Genomic DNA, 18921 nt, shown 5'->3' on the forward strand with positions numbered 1-18921 from the left:
CTGGCGACCCCAGCGACTCAGTCGGTCGGCGGAGTCGCCGTGAGGGCCAGTCTGACGAGGTCCGCTCTCGCCCATGCCAACAACAACTGGACGCCGACCAGCGACGGGCGCCTTGAGATGGCCAGCAACAGGGTCACGACAGGCACTGCGGAACAGATCGTAGCCCTGGACTTCGCCAACCCAGTCACAAACGTCTCACTGACCATCGAAGACCTCGATCGAGGTCGCAGCCCCGACCATCAGGACGAGGTGTACATACCTTCAGGGGCCACAGCCTTCTCTGCATTCTCCGCCGGCAGGAAAGTGATCGGATCAGGCACGCCCGGCGCCCCCTTCAGAGCCGCTGACGACGTACTCGGCGACTTCAGCGGGCCCGACTATGCAGTCTCCTTGACCTGGAAGGGCCCGGTCAGGTCGATTCGGATCGGGTATCGCCAAGGTGTCCAGGCACACCTCGGGGCCTACCCGACGATCTGGGTCTCTCCGGTCACCTTCACCCCTTCTGCCCGCTCCTGACCCGTCCCGACCCCACGGGCCCCCGATACCGGACAATGGACGGTGACGCCGTCCCGAAGGCCGGGGCGATGCGAGGAGGCTCCCCGAATGGCTGTGCTGCTGTCGGCACCGATCCTGCTGTCGATCACCCTGCTGATCTCCGGGCTCGCGAAGCTCGGCGCGCGCGAGGGGACCCAGGACGCGATGCGCTCGCTGCGCCTCCCGCTGCCGACGATGCACGCCTCGGTCGCCTCGGTGCTGCCGGCGATGGAGATCTTCCTGGCGCTCGCGCTGTGGATCCCGGTGCCTCCCCTGCAGGTGCTGCTGACAGGCCTGGTGACAGCTCTGATGTTCACCTATCTGGTGATCATCGCGCGGGCGCTGACCTTCGAGGAGCAGGTGCACTGCTCCTGCTTCGGCACCCTCGCCTCCCCCACGGTCTCCCGCACCACGCTGGTGCGGAACGTGATCCTCAGCGTCCTGGGCGTTCTGGCCGTGGTCGCCGCCGCGAGCGGTGCGATGACCACCCTCCTGGTGCAGGCGCCGCTGGGACTGATCGGCCTCGGGATGGCGCTGCTGGTCACGATCGCGCTGACCGCCGCGACGATCGGCGGAAGCGTCGCCGAGCCCGATGCCGACGCCTCGACCGCTCCCGCCACTGCCGCGGCCGATGCGGACGAGGACGAGCTGTTGGACTACGAGCGCTCCCCGATCCCGGCGGCGGTGCTGCAGCAGCCCGACGGCCGCCTGATCACCCTCACTCAGCTCACCGCACAGCGCGCGGCACTGCTGGTGTTCGTCACCGAGGGCTGCGGGCCGTGCGAGCGGGTGCTGGACCATGCCGAGGAGTGGGTCGGCGAGCTGGAGCAGACGCTGCAGGTGCGGTTCGTGTTCTCCCGCCCGCTGGACCAGCTGCGCGAACGGACGACGGACCGCGTCGAGGGCCACGCCCTCCACGACCTGCAGTTCACCGCCCGCACCGCCCTCGGCGGCACGAGCGCGCCGAGCGCAGTGCTGTTGGGGGCCGACGGTCAGCTCGCCGGCGGCCCCGTCAACGGCGGCAGCGCGGTGATCGAGTTCGTGCAGGAGATCCGGGAGCAGCTGGCGGAGGCGGGCGTCGGCGGCGAGCAGGACTCGACCGAGTGAGTGGCGGGACTCCCGCCAAGCGGTCCGGCGGTTCTCGCCTGCTCTTCGTGGACTGGGCGCGCGGCGCCGCCTATGTCCTGATGGTGGTTGCCCATGTCGCACCCGGCGACGGCCCCGCTCGGATCCTGCTGGTCAGCGAGTTCCTCACCGCTCCCCTGTTCGCACTGCTGATCGGAGTGGGCGCGCAGCTGAGCTGGTCCGCCTCAGGGCAACACGGGTGGCGGTACGTGCTGCGGGAGGCAGTGCGAGCGGCGCTGGTCATAGGGCTCGGACTGCTGCTTGCACAGTCCGCGGCGAGCGTTCTGATCGTACTCGTGCATCTCGGAATGCTGATGCTGCTGTGCCTGCCGCTGGTGCGGCTGCGCACACGGGCACTGATGGTCGCTGGGGGATTCTCGCTCGTGCTCGCCGTCGCGGTACCAGGGATCTATCGCATGCTGCCTTCAGGGCTCGACCTCGACTGGTCTCCCCCGGCTCACCACGCGCTCACCACAGTGCTCGGTCTGGTCGGAGGCGCCGGCGCCTACCGCCTGACCGGGTTGCTGCTGTGCGCGGTGCTCGGGATGCTTGCGGTCCGGGCCCTGCAGAAGGCAGCCGAGGCACCGTGGTGGCAGGGAACCGTCGCGAGCATCGGCGCGTTCGCGGTCATGCTGGCCCTACTGGTCGCCCCGAACCTGCTGGGCCTATACGAAGTACACGCGTACGACGGCACCCCCTCAGAGCAGATCGGCGTGGCGAGCGGGGCACTCGGAGTCTTGCTGATGATGTGGGCCCTGGAGAGGAGCCCCCTCGGCCGCGCGCTGCCGGCACGCGTCGCGCAGCTGCTCGCCGCGCCAGGGCAGGCAGCGCTCACGCTGTACGCCCTGCAGATCCTCGTGCTCCACGTCTACCAGGTCAACCATCCGCTGGTCCGTGACGACCGCTGGTGGATGCTCGCTCTGCTCGTCGTGCTCGGCGTGGGCTTCGCGATGGTGTGGCAGACAGTGTTCATCGCGCTCGCACGCCGCGCCCCACGAGCCCGGCGCTGGATACGCGGCCCGCTCGAGGGGCTGATTCGCGAGGTGCAGGACGTGCTCGCTCCGCGGCGTCTCAGGGACGCTGTATCCGACAGGACGGCGCGACGTGCAGGCTCTGGAACCCGTTGACACTGGGTCGAGATATCGAGAAGCCGGGGCCCGCGCGCCTCACCTACGACGAGCCGCGAGCACCAAGCGTGCGACCAGGAGATGGCGACGGTTGGTGTAGACGACAGACTCCGCGACCTCTCCGAATACGCAAACAGCATGCGATCGGTCTCGAGCCATCGATTCGAGACGCTCCGACCGACGGAGCTCCGGCGTCACCAGCACCGAAGCCCCGCCCGGTCGGTGTCGCTCAAGCCCTGAGGGCGTTCGGCCCGACCGATCCTCGTGCAATGGAGAGGTCGAGCACGTTCAGCGCCCCGACGGCCTGCAGGTGAAGGGCCGCGACGTCGTACTGCCCCGCCTCCACATTGTCCGGATCCTGGTAGTACGCGGGAGGGTTGCTGCCGTTCTCGGGCGCGTTCTGTGCGTTGACCGTCAGCTGGAGGACGTCCTCGAGGACCGTGAACAGCGAAGCCAGCAGTGAGTTGACTCCATCGAGCAGGCCGGGAACGAGGCCGTCCTGGTTCAGCAGTCCGTCGATCGCCCCTTCCACCAGCTCGCCAATGCTGACCAGGAGTCCGCTGACCGCCGCCTGGGCAAGCCGACCCACAAGGTCAATGCCGAGAGCGACCAGTCGAACGGTCCCGCGGCCCTCCAGGAAGTCGGCCAGGGAGCCTTCAATGAGCAATCCCGTGGCGCCGATACCGGTGACAGAGCCCGCCGAGATGCGAATGGTGACGAGCTCCTTGACCTTCGCGATCAGCTCGGCAGTCAGGTCGTGGAGGAAGTTCGACACCGCATCACCCGGAACCGGGTAGTCGATGAAAAGCCTCGAGTTTGCCGTGAGAGAGTTCAGCCATTCCGAGGTGCCACCGGGGTATGCGCCACCGAGAAGGCTCGCGACGTCCACGGTCAGCCGCCCGGCGCCAAGCTCGGCATGAATGGCAGATCCAGCGTCAGCAGGCAGCGGATCCGTCACCTGCGAGAGATCGAGACCGATCTCGACATCCAGCCCGGTGACGCCGGTGATCAACCCGAGCAGTGCGTCGGCAACCGGACCGAGCGGGCCGAGAAGTGCAGAGAGCAGACTAATGATTGCTTCAGTGCTGATCGGAACAGCCTCGACAGTCTCCTCGAGGGCGGTGAGCACACCTCCCACCGTGTCGGATTCAACGATGAGCCTCAGCGAGGCGAGCAGATGCTCACGCGTAATGACTTCTTCCGGTGCCGCCATTCGCGTCGTGAGTTCCGCGGGTTCGCAGACCCTGTCCGAAGATGCCCGGCCCGCGACAGCTCCGACCTCAAGCTGGAGATCCGTGACGGACGCGACGAGCGTGGCAGCGCCTTCGTTGCCTGTGAGCTGCTCTAGCACCGACTTGAGATCGAGGCTCCCGAGAGCCGGTGGCGCTCCGGCGCCCTGGTCGAAGTTGATGACTCCGTTGTCGGCCACGGCGCCGGACGCCCCGACCTCGGCGACCTCGGCGTCACCTGCCAGTTCGTGCGCGAAGGCGAACTGGTTGAGCGTCCCGACATTCTGATCGGTGAGGATGGCCGCCAGGAACGAGACGAGCCCTGCGACTCCGCCGAGCTCCAGATCGATCGCGTTCAGGACACCGGCATTCAGAGGGTTCGCGCGCTGGTCATATTCGGACCCTCCCGTCGATCCTTCCGCCGCCGGATCCGTAGCCAACGCGGTCACCCCCTGGACGGCGACGACGTTGTCCAGATCAGTGCCGAGGAGGTTGCCGCTGAGTAGACGCCCCGTCGAGGTCGAGTTGTACGTCAGGTCCGCACAGAGCGGAGACGCCGCCATCGCCGGCGCGCTGAGCGAGAACGCGGCGACGGGGGTCGCCCACGCCGCGCCCTTCACGAGGGTGCGGCGGGTGAAGGCAGAGTGTCCGGTCTCGGCAGGGCGGACACGGGAGGGTGCGGTCACGGGAACCTCTTTCGGGCGCAGGCGGCCCGGCGCCTCACCTCACGAGTGGCCGGGTCGCGTCGAGTGGACGACGGGGACGCTTCGCTCCGGGCGCACCATCTGGCGCCCTCCGAGGGAGGCGCTCTCAGGCGGACAGGTGCGACGGCGGACCGTCACGCCCCCGATATTGACATGCCCTCGGCGAATAGAAAGGAGTGCGGTCACGATTCTTCGCCTCCGACACCTTTCCGTGACCTTACCGCCCAGTAAGTTTTCCACATCGCCCCTTTTATCTGGACATTTCCGACAAGTCTCCTGCGGCGTCTAGTCTGTGCGCATGAGCCCTCCCGCCCCCGTGCACCGCCCGGAGCCACGGTTGCCCTCGGTCCTGTTCGTGTGCACAGGCAACGTCTGCCGCTCTCCTTTCGCCGAGCATCTGCTGCGCGATCGACTGCCCGGCACCCATGCCCTGAGCAGGGGGACCTTCGCCCTGGAGGGCAGTGCGATGGAGTCGCAGATGGTGGCCGAGCTGGCCGCGCGCAGCGTCGACCCGCAGGGCTTCCGCGCCCGCCAGGTATCCGCCGCAGATATCGGGGCGGATCTGATCCTGACGATGTCGCGTCGGCAGCGCGCCTATCTCCTAGATGAATTCCCTGCCGCTGCCCGGCACATCGGACATATGGGGCATATTCCAGAACTCGCTCGGATGGCGTCGGAGAATCCGGCCGCTCCGCTGAAGGAAATCATCTCCGCGTGGACGCGTCGCGCGATTCCCGCGGGCCTCGACGTCCCCGATCCCTACGGCAAGGATGCGGCGCAGGCGGCGCGGACGGCCGCGCTGCTGGCCGAGCGGGTGGAGCAGCTGGTGCCGGTGCTGCGCCGGGGCGTCGTCGCTCCCTGATCAGCTCTGGCGGGCCCAGCCGTGGTGCACGAGATCCGCGACCGTGCCGCGGACGAGGGCCGCGCTCTCGGGGTGCTCCCCGATCTCCTCGATCACCAGCTGCTCGAGCTGGTCGAAGGCCAGGGGGCCTGCGTCGGCGAGCAGGTCCCAGACCAGACCCGCGAGGCCCGGCAGGTGGATCGCGCCGTGCTGGCCGAGCACGAACAGCCCGGACTCGACGGCGAGCGCCTGGCGGAACGGCGCGGCGGCGATCGTGCCGGGCGCCGGCGCCGTGTCCTCGCCGGCGGCAGCATCGCTGGGCCGCGGCGCGATCTCGACCGTCTCGACGTGCTCGGGCGGCGGCAGGTGGCGCAGCAGCTCCTCGAGCTCGGCGGCCTCCCGGTAGCGCACCTCGAGCGCCCCGCCCACGGAGTCCAGCAGGCCGGCGAGCGCGGCGAGGCCGCCGGGCACCTCCCACAGCGAGGAGGTCTGCGGCACGATCCGGGTCAGCGCCTCGGATAGCGGCACCCGCGTCACCGAGGGCCCCTCCCCCGGCTCGTCCTCGTCCTGGATCCGCTTGAGCAGCAGCACCATCGCCGGCGCCGCGACGGCCGCCTCATCGGCGGCGCGCAGGCCCAGGCCCGGCAAGGCGAGATCCCGCTTCGCGCCGAGCTCCGGGTCGTGCTTGGAGACGGGCTTGGGATACGGCGTGAGCGCGAAGCTGCCGGGGGTGATGATCGTCAGCTCGTCGGTGAGATAGGCGCCGGCCCGTCCCAGCAGGGAGGAGGCGGTGGACTTCCCCGCCCCGGACGCGCCGACCAGCACGAGGGTGCCGAGCTCGGGGTGGGCGACGGAGCCGGCGTGGAGCAGGAGTCGGGTGCCGATCAGGCGGCGGATCACCTCGCGGGTGAGGTGGCCGGAGACGGTGTAGCTCGCCTCGGGCCGCGCGGGCAGCGGGACGGTCCCGGCGGGGAGGTCGCCGCCGGCGAGCGCGTAGTCGAGGCGGATCTGCGGCGTCGCGCCGTCGTCGTCGGCCGCGCGCAGGTGGGACCACAGGGCGTCGATCTCCTCGGCCACGGTCTCGAGGCCGGGCCCGAAGGTGAGCAGCACGCTGTGGCCGGCGACCTCGAGCCGGGTCGCGGCGACGGTGGTGGGTGCGGCGGTCATGCGGCGTCCTCCTCGATCGTCTCGAGGATCCCGCCCGCGTCGAGCTCGGCGAGGAAGCCGGTGATGATCTGCTCGGCGTTCCCGGGCACGTCCTCGACCTCCTGCCTCAGACGGTCGGCGAGCTCGGCGGGACTCGCCGCGCGGTCCGGCGTCTCGGCGAGCAGCTCGAGCACGAGGGCGCCCACGCCCTGGATGCGGGTGATGGGGCCGTGGGGCAGCGCCCCCACCCACAGGTCCTCCCCGTCCCAGTCGCTGACCAGGGGGCGCAGCCGGTAGCGGGTCACGGGACGCTCGCCTGGACGAAGCGGCCGGAGCCGCCGGCGTGGAGCTGCCCGGCGGCGGCGGGCACGAACAGGGCCTTGCCGGCCGTGAGCACGTGGCGGCCCAGGTCGCTCTGCAGCAGCACCTCTCCCTCGAGGCCGAGGAGGGTGCGGGGTCCACCGCCGGGGACGCGGTGGCGGGTGCGGAAGGTGCCGGGCGGGTCGGTGAGCGTGGTCAGCGACAGCTCGAAGTCGTCGACGGGCGCGTAGTAGGCGACCGACGTCGCGTTCTGCCGCTCCGGCGCGACGCGCAGCGGCGGTGCGGCCTGCACGCTCACGCACTGCAGCATCTCGTCGGCGTCGACCTTCTTGGGGGTCAGTCCCGCGCGCAGCACGTTGTCGCTGGCGGCCATGATCTCCAGGCCCACACCGTGCAGGTAGGCGTGCAGGGTCCCGGCGGGCACGAACATCGCCTCGCCCGGGCGGAGGGTGACGGGGTTCAGCAGCAGCGCGGCGACCACGCCGGGGTCCCCCGGGTGGTGCTCCGCGAGCAGCGCGACGGTCTGGTCGATGCGGGGGGAGGGCGAGTGGCCGGACTCGGCGCGTGCCCGGCATGCCTCGACGACCTGCTGGACCGCCTCGGGGTCCGGGCGCATCGCCGAGGAGACCAGGGTGCGGAACGCGGCGCGCATGCCGTGGGCGGTGGGGCTGCGGGTGAGGAGGGTGTGGAGGCGGTCGGTGAGGTCGGTGCCGAGCCCCTCCAGGAGCGCGGCGGCGCGGCGCGGGGTGCGGAATCCGCACAGCGCGGTGAAGCGGGTCAGCGCGATGAGCATTTCGGGCTTGTGGTTGTCGTCGCGGTAGTTGCGCAGCGGCGACTCGAGCGGGAGCCCGGCGGCGGTCTCCGCGGCGAAGGACTCCTGGGCGTGCTCGCGATCGGGGTGGACCTGCAGGGACAGCGGTTTCTTCGGCGCGATGACCTTCAGCAGATAGGGCAGGCGGGCGCCGAAGGCGCGCTCCACGCCGTCGCCGAGCATGCGGCGCGGGTCCGCGGCGATCGCGGCGTCGAGCCCGGCGCCGGCGTCCGGTCCGGTGGCGAGGGTGGAGGGTGCCAGCGGGTGCGCGCCGTACCAGGCCTCGGCCCAGGGAGCGCCGTCGGCGGGACGGCCCAGGAACTCGGGGATCGCGGTGGTCGATCCCCAGTCGTAGTGCTGGATGCGGCTATCGAGCTCCCACACGTCCGCTCCCCCTTCCCTTCTCGTCCCTGCGTCCTGCTGCGCTCATGACGAGCGTTCTTTCGCCCGTCGGCGCCGCTGTCGATCCTGCGGTCTGGGGCCTGCGGCTCCTACACTTCCCCCCATGACATCCCCCGTGCAGGTGCCCGTGCCCGTGCGTCTGCGCATGGCCCATGGCTGCCTCGACCATATTGCCCGAGGTGCGGGTGTGAGAATCCTGCATCTCAAGGGCGAGGCGTTGCATCCGCTGCTGGCCGAGGGCCGCGCCGGCTCCTCGGACTGCGACGTGCTGGTGGACCCGGCGCAGGTCGCGCCGCTGGTGGCCGCGCTCGAGGCCGACGGCTGGGAGCAGGTGACCACCTTCGAGCACGGGAGCGTCTTCGCGCATGCCGCGACGTTCCACCACCGCGTGTGGGGCACGGCCGATCTGCACCGCGCCTTCCCGGGCCTGGACCGGGATGCGGCGGCGACCTTCGAGCGCCTGTGGGCGCAGCGCGAGACCGTGGACCTGGGCGGCGCCCCGTGCTCGGTCCCGGATCTCACCGCGCAGCGTCTGGTGCTGCTGGTGCACGCCGCCCGCGATGCGAGCGGCCGGTCCCGTCACGACGTGCGCGTGGCCTGGACCGAGGTGGACAAGGCGGAGAGGGCGCGGATCGAGGACCTCGCCGCCGAGCTCGGCGCCCAGGTGCCGCTCGCGCTCGCGACCGGTCGCCCGGAGGCGGTCGAGGGCCTGCCCGGTGCGCGGGTGTGGCAGGCGGTGCACGACGGCGCCGCCCCCTCCGAGGTATGGCGGGCGCGGCTGCGGGACGCCGAGGGACCGCTCGTGAAGGCGCGTCTGCTGGTCGAGGCGCTGCAGGTCAATCGCGATCATCTGGGCCTCCGCCTGGGCCGTGCCCCGTCGCGGCAGGAGGTGCGCCGGGAGTGGTGGGCGCGTTGGGGGCGCTTCCTGCGCCGCTGAGTCCCGGCCGACGGGCCGACCTGCGCACGGCGACCCTGCGCACGAGGAGCCCCAGGCCGACGCCGAGCGCGGCCCCGGCGGTGTTGGCGAGAATGTCGACCACATCCTGCTCCCGCGTGCCGATCTCGCCCTGGTAGAGCTCGACCGCGATCGAGAGCCCCGCGCCGGCCGCCACCCACCACCAGGTGGGCACCAGCACGGCGAGCGCCGCGAAGAACGGCACGAACAGCGCCACGTTTGCCAGCGCCGCGAACATCTCCGGCGTGATCTGCTCACGCAGACCGACGGCACCGGTGACGGCGAACCAGATCCGCACGTTCAGCCGGTTCACCGCCCAGCCGTCCGAGGTCAGCAGCAGGGCACCGGCCGCGAGCGGGTAGAGCAGCAGGACGAGCGCGGCGAGGAGGCGGAAGGGGCGGGGCAGTGCGCTGTGGGGGCGCGCAGCGGGCGCTCCGCCCGGGGCGGGCCGGGCCATCGTCAGTAGGCGCCCGAGGAGGCGAGCACGGCCTTGACCGTGCGGATGAGGATCTGGAGGTCCTGGGTGAACGACCAGTTGTCGACGTAGTAGGTGTCCAGCCGCACCGTGTCCTCCCAGGAGAGGTCGCTGCGGCCGGAGACCTGCCACAGACCGGTGATGCCGGGGCGCACGTGCAGGCGCCGACGGGCGTCGTCGTCGTAGCTGTCGACCTCGCGGGGGAGGGCGGGGCGGGGGCCGACGAGGCTCATGTCGCCGCGCAGCACGTTCCACAGCTGCGGCAGCTCGTCGAGGGAGAAGCGGCGCAGGAAGCGTCCGGGGGCGGTGATGCGGGGATCATTCTGCATCTTGAACATGACCGTGTTGCCGCGGTCCTGGACGGTGCGCTCGACCATCTCGAGCTTCACGGCCTCCGCATCGGTGACCATCGTGCGGAACTTCAGGAACTCGAAGTGCTTCCCGTCGCGGCCCACACGCTGCTGGCGGAAGATCACCGGTCCTCCGTCGTGGGCTCGGATCCGCAGCGCGATCACGGCCAGCAGCGGGGAGATCACCGCCAGCAGGGCCGCGGCGACGACCACGTCGAACAGGCGCTTGGTCCAGCGCAGTGCCTGACGGGCGCGCGGCAGGTCCATGTGCACCAGCGGCAGGCCCGCAACGGGGCGCATCGTCACGCGGTCAGCGGAGATCTCGGTGAGGGCGGGGACCACGATCACGCCGATCTTCTCGTGCTCGAGCTTCCAGGCGGTGCGGCGGAACTCCTCGGCGCTCGAGGTGGACCCGGCGGTGAACAGCAGCATGTCCGGCGCGGCGGACTCCGCGATGGCCAGCAGATCCCGCTCCGCGCCGAGCACGGGGATGCCGAGCCGCGAGGAGTCGGCGAGGCCGCCCGGGGTCACGGCGCCCACGATGTCGTAGCCGAGCCACCGCTCGCGGTGCAGGGTCGCGGCGATCCCGTCGACGTGGCCGAGGGAGCCCACGGCGATCACCGATTGCCGGAAGACCCCGCGCACGCGGGCCGTGGCGAGGCCGCGCCGCAGCAGCAGCCGGTTCAGCAGCAACAGTGGCGGGCCCGCCACGAAGAACGCGAGGAAGAAGGCGCGGGAGAGCTCGAGATCCAGCAGGTAGACCAACGCTCCGATCACCCCGAAGGCGGCGCCGGAGGCGTGGAGCACGTTGCGGTAGAGCTGCGGGCCGGAGGTGAGCTGGCGACGGTCGTACCCGCCGAGCACCGCGATCGCGGCCAACCAGCCCAGCGCCATGACTAGGGAGGCGCTGGCGACGTTCTCGCGGAGATCGCCGGCCGGCGGCAGGACGAGCTGGCGCACGGCGAACGCGATGCCCACCGCGAGGGCGAGCGCGAGCACGTCCGCGACGATCATGGCCGGCAGCGTCAGCAGGCGCAGCCGTGCCTCCGGCGTGCGCCGGGTCCGCGTCGAGGATCGGCGGCGTGCCGGCGCAGCCCGCTCGGCGTCCAGATCGGTCAAGGTCCCCACTCCCAGGTCCCCGGGAACAGCGTTCAACAGCCCCTCCACGGCTCATCGGCGACCACGGCCACCGTCTCACACCCCTGCGCCGGACCGTTCGGCCCGACGCCCCGCCCCCTCGAGCGCCCTAGGGAGATAACGGGCGAAGCGACGTTTGATTGCGACTTTAATGGTCGGTGGCGACAGTCGAGCACAGTTGTGCAGAAACTGTGATCAGAGCCGCTGAGCTCACCCGGGCGGCCACGCACCCGAGAGCGAGAGGTAGGTCCGCTGCGCGAGGGCACGAGAGAGCTGGACCGACCGCTGCGTGGTGCTCCGCGTGAGCGTGCCGGTGATGTCGGCGGCGATCTGGAAGCCCAGCAGGCCGGGCTTGGACAGCCCGAAGGTGTGCGGGGAAATGATCTGCGCGTAGGGCTTCGCGCTGCCGGCGGTGATCGCCTGGTTCGTGGCGAACGTGTAGCTCATCGCGACCACGACCTGCCCCTTGCTGTTCGTCGTGACGGTCGGCGCGTTGAAGGTTGTGCCCTCCTTCGCGGACAGGGGCGAGACGTACTTCGGGCTCCCCGAGATGCCATCCGTGTAGGTGAAGGTCTTCGCTGCGTTACCTGGACTGATGGTCGTGTACGAAGGACCAACGGCGATCTGCCCAGCGACGGATGCGTTCGTGCCCGGCGCGTAGATCGCCGTGACGGTGGAGGTGAGGGCGGCGCCCGAGGCGAGAGTCGTGGACCCTCTGTAGTCCGCGGTCTGCCCTGTCCCCGGAGTCGAGGTGGGGCGGGAGGACCAAAACCCGGTGGTGGAGGGGTAGACGCCCGTGGTCTGCGAGTTCCCGGTCGGGGTGAAGCTGCCCTCGCCGTTGACGGCGTTCTTGGCATTCCAGGTTGTCGCGGTCGTCCCTCGCCCGTCCACCCAGTTCAGGTCGGACTCCGCCCAGGTCGTTCCGTTGCGGAACGATTCCTCAGGGGTATCAGCCGCGGTCTGGACGCCGCCACCGTTGCCTCCGAAGTAGCCGACGCGTCCGACGGTGTCCGCCGACGCCGAGGCGGAGACGAATATCCCCGGATCCATCTCGTACTGCGCAGGCGGCTGACTCGCCGCGACCGCGGGCGCGGCGACGGTCACGAGGCGACGGGTGCCGCCCACGCGGCACCGCGCACGACGGCGCGCCGGGTCGGCCTGGTCTCCTGCTGTGGCGTGGTCATCTCTCATCCCCTCGTCTCTCGATGCCCCTGAGCACTGTGCGAGCGGCGCGACGGATCCACGACGTCGTCGCTTTCAACGGGGCTCAGGGTGACCATGCTCAGCCGCCGCAGCCCCTGCTCAGGACCTCCTTCTCGGGTGCCGTCTCGGCATTGGCCGACGGAACTCGAAGTTGGCATCGAGGCTCGACAGACGTCGCACGGCAGATGCCACGCGCCGGTCACGCGCGAGATCACCGCTGAAGCACAGCGCCTCCCACGACTGCTATCTGAAGACTTTCCTCGCTTCCGATCGGTGGGTGGCGTCACAACCGCGTCCGCCTGACGGCGAACAGCCCGGACTCGAGGCGAGGTCGCGACCTGAGAGGTGAACAAGGACCGACGAGACTTTCGGCGGTGGCCGCCGAGTTGCCGCTATCGTTCGACTCGTCGCACGCGCACCGAGCGCGGGCCCCGGATGAGGAGCAAGGAGGGGACGTGGCCGGTCCATCGGTCAGCGTGGTCATCCCGTGCTTCCAGGCGCAGTCGACCATCGCGCTGCAGCTGGCGTCGCTCTCGGATCAGGTCGACGCGCCACCGTTCGAGGTGATCCTCGTGGACAACGACCCGGCGCAACGACTCGATGAGGCCGCTGCGGACTTCCTGCACTCCACCGCTTTCGAGCTGAGGATCGTCCCCGCACACGAGCACCAGGGCTCCTCCTATGCGCGGAACGTGGGGATCTCCCATGCTCGCGCCGAGTCACTGCAGTTCTGCGATGCGGATGACGTCGTCTCACGGACCTGGGTGAGGAATGGATATCTCTCGTCCCAGCACACCCAGCTCTGGACCGGGGAGTCGATCCTGCTGGCGGAAGCGCCCTTCTCAGACGGCCTCGAGACGGTCCGCCGGGAGTTCGACGCCTCGCCCCCGGAGTGGTCTGCGCCGGCGGACAAGCAGCCCGGCCCGTTCCCCGTCCTGATGGCGGGAAACTTCGGAGGGGCCCGGTCGACGCTCCTCGAGCTGAGAGGCTTCGACCAAGAGTTCGCTCACTACGGCGACGACAACGATCTCGCCTTCCGTTCTCGGCGGGATGGACATCGAATCCCCGTCGCGGAGTCAGTCCGCATCGCGTATCGGGGGAAGTGGTCCGCGAAGCAGCGCATGCGCCGCGGGTTCCAGGACGCACGGGCCCGACGGCGACTGCTGATCGTCCACGGAGCGTCCTCGCAGTCGCCCGTCCCGCCGTGGCCGGTCGACATCGCACGCTGCCTGGCGGCGACGGTCCTGATGCCGTTCCGTCGCTCCGCCTCGCTCTTCGACATCGCCATGCGATGGTCCTATGCGCTCGGGAACGCGAGTGGCGCGCTCCGTTTCGGATGGCCGCGCACGGCGCCCGCGTCGACGCCGGGGCTCGGGCTCACCGCGCCGTCCGCCCACCACGACGATCCTTCGGAAGGGACGATGTCCGTATGAAGATGCCGCTCGCAGGGTCCGTAAGGCGCGCTCTCTTCCAGACCGCCGGGTCTTCCGTGGTACCCATCCGATATCGCGCTCAGCTCCTGGCTCGACTGGGGCTCGCCGGCATCGACGACGTAGCCCTCGGGCACGGCATCACCTTCTGCAATCCGAACTCGATTCGGGTCGGCGCCGGCAGCTTCATCAACAATCAGGCCTATTTCGACGCCGGTCCGATCCGGCTCGGAACCAACGTCACCGTGGGGCCTCGAGCGATGTTCGTGACCGGCAATCACGGAATAGGTCCGTCCGCTCGACGGGCCGCAGATGGTGCCCATCGAGGCATCAACGTCGGCGACGGTGCATGGATCGGAGCAGGAGCCATCGTGCTCCCGGGCATCACCGTCGGCGCCGGAAGCATCATCGGCGCCGGGGCCGTGGTGACCTCCGACTGTCTCCCCGACAGCGTCTATGCCGGAGTGCCCGCCCGGAAGCTGCGCGACCTGGAGCCTGGAGATCAGGGCGGAGAGGCGGACTGACGTGAGCGAGACCCCGCCCAGGCTCAGCGTCATCATCCCCGCACACAATGCCGCGAACGTGCTCGGCGAGCAGCTCGAATCGTTGCGCGCCCAAGAAGGAGCCGAGCACTTCGAGGTCCTGGTGTGCGACAACAACAGCAGCGACGGAACCAGTGCTGTCGCCGCCGCGCACGCAGGCACCCTAGATCTCCGCATAGTCGACGCCGCGGGCCCGTCGAGCGCCAGTCACGCCCGGAATTGTGGCGCCACCGCCGCACGCGGTTCCGTCCTGCTGTTCTGCGATGCGGATGACCTCGTCGATGCGCATTGGGTGCGCGAGCTCTCGGCACCGCTCCTGGCCGGAGCTGATGTCATCTCCGCCGGCGCCCTGCACCATGAGCGGTTCAACGACACGGATGTCCTCGCGGCGTACAGCATCGCCCCGGATCCCGATCCGGCCTCCACTCCGGAATCCATGACCGCAGCGGGGTACGCCGGCTACCTGCCCACCGCCCCAGGCGGGAACTTCGCCATCCGGCGCGACCGCTATCTCGCGCTTGACGGGATGGACCCCTCCTATCCAGGCGGGGCAGAGGAGACGGACTTCGCGTGGCGCGCGCAGCTGACAGGAACAAAGGTAGTCACGCGTCCCCGAGCTGTCGTGCACTACCGCCTCAAGCACGCGCCGAGGGCGCTCTTCCGCCAGCAGCGCATCCAGCACTACGCACGGATCCTCCTGTGGACCCGCTATCGCTCGAGCGGCATGACCGGGCCGAGCTTCAAGTACTCGCTCATCCAGATCGCACGCCAGATTCCGAATCTGCTGCGACGACAGAGCCGAGCCGACCGCCTGCGCACGGCACAGATCCTCGGCGGGAACGTGGGGGCTCTTCAGGGCATTCTCGCTTTCCGAGTCCTGCACCGTAACCCCGCACCGCAGTCCATCACAACGGAGACTTTGGGGGTGTCTGCGCGATGACTCTCGACATCCTCTACATCCGAGCGGGTGGGAACGGCTGGGGGCCCATCGACCAGCTCGCCGATCTCACCGCGCGGCTCCTCGAGGGCAACCTCGTCACCCTGCAGGACCAGGGCGAGGTCTCGATCTCCCGCAAGCTCCTCGGCCAGCTCCCGAGGCACAGATCGGGCCGCCGAGCGCTCCTCGTCCTCGCATCGAACCCTGCACACCTCGCCTACGCCGCCCGCATCCGCCATTTGCTGCCCGGGTATCGCACGACCGCCGCCTGGGTCATCGACTCCTTCTGGAGCGACCGCATCTCGCGCATGGCCCGGCACCGAGGACACTTCGACCACATCTTCATCACCGACCGAGATCTGCAGGACGAGTGGGCGTCCACCACGGGGACCCAGATCCACTGGGCACCGTGGGGCACGGACACTCTCGCGATCGACGAGCTGCCGACCGAACGCCCCGTGGACCTGCTCCGCATCGGGCGACAGCCGGCCGCCTGGGACGACGACCGTCGCACCGCGGAAGCCGCTGCGGCCGTGGGGCTGACGTTCGAGGGTCGGCCTGCCATGGACCCGGATCCTGCAGTGAATCAGCAGAACGTGCGCTCGGCCCTACTGCGCTCCAAGTTCGTGCTCGCCTTCTCCAATCTCGTGAGCCCTGCGGACTACACGCATCCGACCAGGGACTACGTGACCGGGCGCTGGACCGATGCGCTCGGCACAGGGGCGGCCGTCATCGGAACAGCGCCAGTTTCGGCTGAATACCTGTTCTGGCCCGGCGCGACTGCGGAGATCAGCCCCTACGATCTCAGTCACGGCCTTGAGAGAGTCCGCGATCTCGCACTGATGTGGGACCCGAGCAAGTCCATTGCGAATTGGATACGCGCACGCGAATCACTTGACTGGCGCTGGCGACTCCGAGATATCTCCGAGTCGCTCGGACTTGTAGGACTCGCCCAACTCGACAGGGAATTGTCTCAGCTCAACAAGAAGCCGATGTAGAGAAAGTCTGGCATCTCGATCACGAGGTCACATCTTCCTCAATCGTCCCCTCAGGGCCCTCAACGCCGCAAGCCCTCTGGACGGGTAATGCCACCATCGCTTCCCTGCCACCCTCTTGAGATGCTTATCTATCTCCACATACTCGGCTGCCCGCAGGAGCTGAAACTCCTCGGACGAACTTGTGACGCTCACTTCAGTCTCGAATCGGGCACCGCAAATCACGCGATTCAGCCGCCTCTGCTGAAGGAACAGCCAATCGTCACCACCCCAGATTCGCATGCTCTCCGGGATCGGGACGTAGTCTGCTCTACGCATGAACATCGCCATCCCGAACCCGAGTGAGACATGTTCATGAGTAGCGATCCTCACTCGCAAGCGGGGCTCGCGTGGTCGATTGATGAAACTCCCGTCGATGCCGACCATGCCCACAGTGGGTCGCGCGAGAAGACGGCACGCTAGATCAATCAACTCAGGATCGAAAGAAACGTCATCATTGAGGATCGCCAGGTACGGAGCTTGAGCTCTTCGGACGGCTAGATTCCACGCAGGGTTAACGAAAATATTATCGGCCTGCTGGAGGACCACCAGCTTGGCGTACGTGAACGAGACATCAGTTTGGGCGTTATTGACCAGGAGCACCTCCTTCACCAGCGGATGCTCGGAGCACATTTTCACGAGCGGCTCCAGATCATCGGACCGCTGCAGGGTCGGAATGACCACACTGATCTTTGCATCGCTCTCTTGCGGCCGAACTGCAACTCTCACAACGCATCCACCTCCAGGTTCCCGAGCTCCACAAGGCGTGCAAACTCAGGAGTGGAGCGGTTCAGTTCGCTCATCGTCCCGCGCGCCGCAAGGCGCCCGCCGGAGAAGAAGAAGATCTCATCGGCCTTCTTAACCGTGGAGAGACGGTGAGCAATCACGACCAATGTCACCTCTCCTCGCAACTGCTCGAGGGTCCTGCTGATCTCAGCTTCGGTCTCGTTGTCCAGAGCACTTGTCGCCTCATCGAGGACCAACACCTTTGGCTGCGCATATAGCGCGCGCGCGATCCCGATGCGCTGAGCCTGGCCTCCGGACAGCCTGGCCCCCGATTCGCCAACGACAGTATCTAGGCCCTCAGGCATGCTCTCGACGAGCTCGCAGAGCCGTGCACGATCCAATACCTCCGCGAGCAACCTATCGTCGACCTCGTCCCGCGGGAGGCCGAAGGTAATCAAATCCCTGACTGGCGCTTCCCAGAGATAGACACGCTGGGAGACCATCGCAACTTCACGACGCCACGAGGAAGGGTGCTCCGCGACATCGACCCCTCCGACAGAGACCGCACCTTCCGACGGCTCCAACAATCCGACGAGAATGTCGGCAAAAGTGGTCTTGCCTGCCCCGGAGGTGCCGACGAGCGCAACGAAGCTGCCGCGCGCGATCTCCGCAGACACCCCCCGAAGCACCATCTGATCCGAGTCGGGGTATCGGAAGCTCACGTTGTCTACGACGATAGGTTCACCATCCGAAACCTCGATATCCACCTCACCCACACCGGGTGGAGCTGTTTGTTCAGCGTCCAGCTCCGCGATGGCCGACGAAACCGCGGTCAGGTATGGACGACCTGCCCGTACACCATTATAGGTTGCCACCAATCGGTTCAAAGCCGGGATAATCCGGATGCTGGCGGCAGCAAACATTGCTAACAGACCGAAGGCCTGAGCCTCCGATTGCGTAGCAAAGAGCATCAGTGCGACTACGAGAATCCCGAATATCATGACAATCTCGAGAAGATATTTGGGCATCTCGCCAAGGAGTGCCTGAGGTCGCTTGGTGCGCGCGAATCTGTCACGATTAGTCAGATAGTGGCCGACGAACAACTGCTCACGCCCAAAAACTCGCGACTCCCTAAATCCCTCAATCGCAGGATTGACAAGTCCCCACGACTCGGTCTCGATGCCCATCGCCCTGTGAGCGTACTTCAGCGCAGCTGGCTTGAGGAGGCGGGAGATCAGAAGCCCGGCACCGCCAAATATTACTATCGCACCGAGTGACGCAAGCGGCGAGATGACGACCAGCATCGCGACGAGGGCGATGATTGTGACACCGTCAACCGCTATGGTGATATATCCGAGAAATACTCCCTCGATACCTCCGGGCACAGCGTTCGTGACGTTCTGGAGTACCGCAGATCTAGACCGCATTCGATGACTCGAGTAGGGAGCCGCAACGTACTTCTTCAGCAACTCGGCCTGGAGCCGCGCTGTGGCCCTGGACGTCACTCCGAGCGTCCACCATCGGATGCCAATTAGAGCAATATTCTTCGCAATGAATGCCAGTCCAACAAAGAGCGCGAGCACGAGCAGTATTGTGGGACGATCGCCATTTGGCACAATTGGGGCGAGCAAATCAGCAATAATTGACGGAACCCCTCCCCCGGCGGTCAACAGCTGAGTCAGCGGCAGCATGGCCGCAACTGCGGCCATGTCGAGACCAGCTGCGAGAACCGCGGAGAGGACCAGTAGCACAATCGGCCACCCCATCCTCCAGGGAAGCAACGCGAATATTCGCCTCAAGTAACTAAAGTCTGAACGCATACCTATTCCCTCCCGGCCATACCTGCACGCCGCGGCCTGCATCTCGGCAAGCGAACGCTTTGAGTCCCATCA

Annotated in this window: 18 protein-coding genes; 9 read left to right on the forward strand and 9 right to left on the reverse strand. The window is 68.2% G+C overall.

The window, feature by feature from the left end; translation table 11 throughout:
• The first annotated feature begins 39 nt into the window (after positions 1–39).
• From A4A78_RS17650 to A4A78_RS17655, 3 genes are all read left to right on the forward strand, one after another.
• On the forward strand, positions 40–516 hold the full coding sequence (locus tag A4A78_RS17650) for a hypothetical protein (RefSeq protein ID WP_156488508.1): 477 nt from the start codon (positions 40–42) through the stop codon (positions 514–516).
• 87 nt (positions 517–603) lie between these two features.
• The gene (locus tag A4A78_RS00975) at positions 604–1641 is read left to right on the forward strand and encodes a MauE/DoxX family redox-associated membrane protein (RefSeq protein ID WP_062946577.1); all 1038 of its coding nucleotides are present in this window, start codon (positions 604–606) and stop codon (positions 1639–1641) included.
• 47 nt (positions 1642–1688) lie between these two features.
• Positions 1689–2786: a hypothetical protein gene (locus A4A78_RS17655; protein WP_156488509.1), complete on the forward strand. Its 1098-nt coding sequence runs from the start codon at positions 1689–1691 to the stop codon at positions 2784–2786.
• Between the two features lie 229 nt (positions 2787–3015).
• On the opposite strand, the gene A4A78_RS00985 is transcribed toward A4A78_RS17655, so the two are convergent.
• A complete protein-coding gene (locus tag A4A78_RS00985) occupies positions 3016–4701 on the reverse strand; it encodes a choice-of-anchor G family protein (protein WP_062946579.1) in 1686 nt (561 codons plus the stop codon).
• A 316-nt stretch (positions 4702–5017) separates the two neighbouring features.
• On the opposite strand from A4A78_RS00985, the gene A4A78_RS00990 reads away from it, so the two are divergent.
• Positions 5018–5581 carry a hypothetical protein gene (locus A4A78_RS00990; protein WP_082835113.1) on the forward strand — a complete coding sequence of 188 codons (564 nt, stop codon included), beginning with the start codon at positions 5018–5020 and terminating at the stop codon, positions 5579–5581.
• Here A4A78_RS00990 and A4A78_RS00995 read toward each other — a convergent pair whose 3' ends face one another.
• The 3 genes from A4A78_RS00995 to manA are packed head-to-tail and all read right to left on the reverse strand — an operon-like array spanning position 5582 to position 8222.
• On the reverse strand, positions 5582–6727 hold the full coding sequence (locus A4A78_RS00995) for a hypothetical protein (protein ID WP_062946581.1): 1146 nt from the start codon (positions 6725–6727) through the stop codon (positions 5582–5584).
• A complete protein-coding gene (locus A4A78_RS01000) occupies positions 6724–7011 on the reverse strand; it encodes a PqqD family peptide modification chaperone (protein ID WP_062946582.1) in 288 nt (95 codons plus the stop codon). Before A4A78_RS01000 ends, A4A78_RS00995 begins: the two co-directional genes overlap by 4 nt.
• Positions 7008–8222, reverse strand: coding sequence for a mannose-6-phosphate isomerase, class I (manA, locus tag A4A78_RS01005; protein WP_062946583.1), 1215 nt, complete (start codon positions 8220–8222; stop codon positions 7008–7010). Before manA ends, A4A78_RS01000 begins: the two co-directional genes overlap by 4 nt.
• Positions 8223–8427: 205 nt before the next feature.
• Between manA and A4A78_RS01010 the strand changes: the two genes are divergently transcribed.
• Entirely contained in the window at positions 8428–9177 is a 750-nt protein-coding gene (locus A4A78_RS01010; protein WP_062946584.1) for a nucleotidyltransferase family protein, read from the forward strand.
• Here the strand turns inward: A4A78_RS01010 and A4A78_RS01015 are convergent.
• The 3 genes from A4A78_RS01015 to A4A78_RS01025 all read right to left on the reverse strand — a co-directional run bounded on the left by A4A78_RS01015 (position 9077) and on the right by A4A78_RS01025 (position 12348).
• Positions 9077–9652 (reverse strand): VanZ family protein, encoded by a 576-nt coding sequence (locus A4A78_RS01015; protein ID WP_062946585.1) that lies wholly within the window; start codon positions 9650–9652, stop codon positions 9077–9079. The two genes, A4A78_RS01010 and A4A78_RS01015, sit on opposite strands and share 101 nt — an antisense overlap.
• Positions 9653–9654: 2 nt before the next feature.
• Complete coding sequence (locus tag A4A78_RS01020) at positions 9655–11034, reverse strand: sugar transferase (RefSeq protein WP_231880790.1); 1380 nt, start codon at positions 11032–11034, stop codon at positions 9655–9657.
• A gap of 333 nt (positions 11035–11367) precedes the next feature.
• Positions 11368–12348, reverse strand: coding sequence for a hypothetical protein (locus A4A78_RS01025; RefSeq protein WP_156488510.1), 981 nt, complete (start codon positions 12346–12348; stop codon positions 11368–11370).
• A gap of 386 nt (positions 12349–12734) precedes the next feature.
• Here A4A78_RS01025 and A4A78_RS01030 point away from each other — a divergent pair, with 386 nt between their 5' ends.
• From A4A78_RS01030 to A4A78_RS01040, 4 genes are read left to right on the forward strand one after another with little or no spacing between them, the layout of a single operon-like run.
• Complete coding sequence (locus A4A78_RS01030; RefSeq protein ID WP_062946587.1) at positions 12735–13793, forward strand: glycosyltransferase family 2 protein; 1059 nt, start codon at positions 12735–12737, stop codon at positions 13791–13793.
• Positions 13790–14314, forward strand: coding sequence for a DapH/DapD/GlmU-related protein (locus A4A78_RS17885; protein ID WP_197466604.1), 525 nt, complete (start codon positions 13790–13792; stop codon positions 14312–14314). Before A4A78_RS01030 ends, A4A78_RS17885 begins: the two co-directional genes overlap by 4 nt.
• A 1-nt stretch (position 14315) precedes the next feature.
• Positions 14316–15272, forward strand: a complete 957-nt coding sequence (locus tag A4A78_RS01035; protein ID WP_062946588.1) for a glycosyltransferase family 2 protein — start codon at positions 14316–14318, stop codon at positions 15270–15272.
• Positions 15269–16267, forward strand: coding sequence for a hypothetical protein (locus A4A78_RS01040; RefSeq protein ID WP_062946589.1), 999 nt, complete (start codon positions 15269–15271; stop codon positions 16265–16267). Before A4A78_RS01035 ends, A4A78_RS01040 begins: the two co-directional genes overlap by 4 nt.
• A gap of 27 nt (positions 16268–16294) precedes the next feature.
• Here the strand turns inward: A4A78_RS01040 and A4A78_RS01045 are convergent, their stop codons facing one another.
• Both A4A78_RS01045 and A4A78_RS01050 read right to left on the reverse strand, forming a co-directional pair.
• Positions 16295–16987, reverse strand: coding sequence for a glycosyltransferase family 2 protein (locus A4A78_RS01045; protein WP_062946590.1), 693 nt, complete (start codon positions 16985–16987; stop codon positions 16295–16297).
• Positions 16988–17028: 41 nt separating this feature from the next.
• Complete coding sequence (locus A4A78_RS01050; protein ID WP_082835118.1) at positions 17029–18891, reverse strand: ABC transporter ATP-binding protein; 1863 nt, start codon at positions 18889–18891, stop codon at positions 17029–17031.
• Positions 18892–18921 lie beyond the last annotated feature (30 nt).

The sequence above is a fragment of the Brachybacterium sp. sponge genome, assembly GCF_001613775.1.
In the GTDB taxonomy this organism is placed as follows: Bacteria; Actinomycetota; Actinomycetes; order Actinomycetales; family Dermabacteraceae; genus Brachybacterium; species Brachybacterium conglomeratum.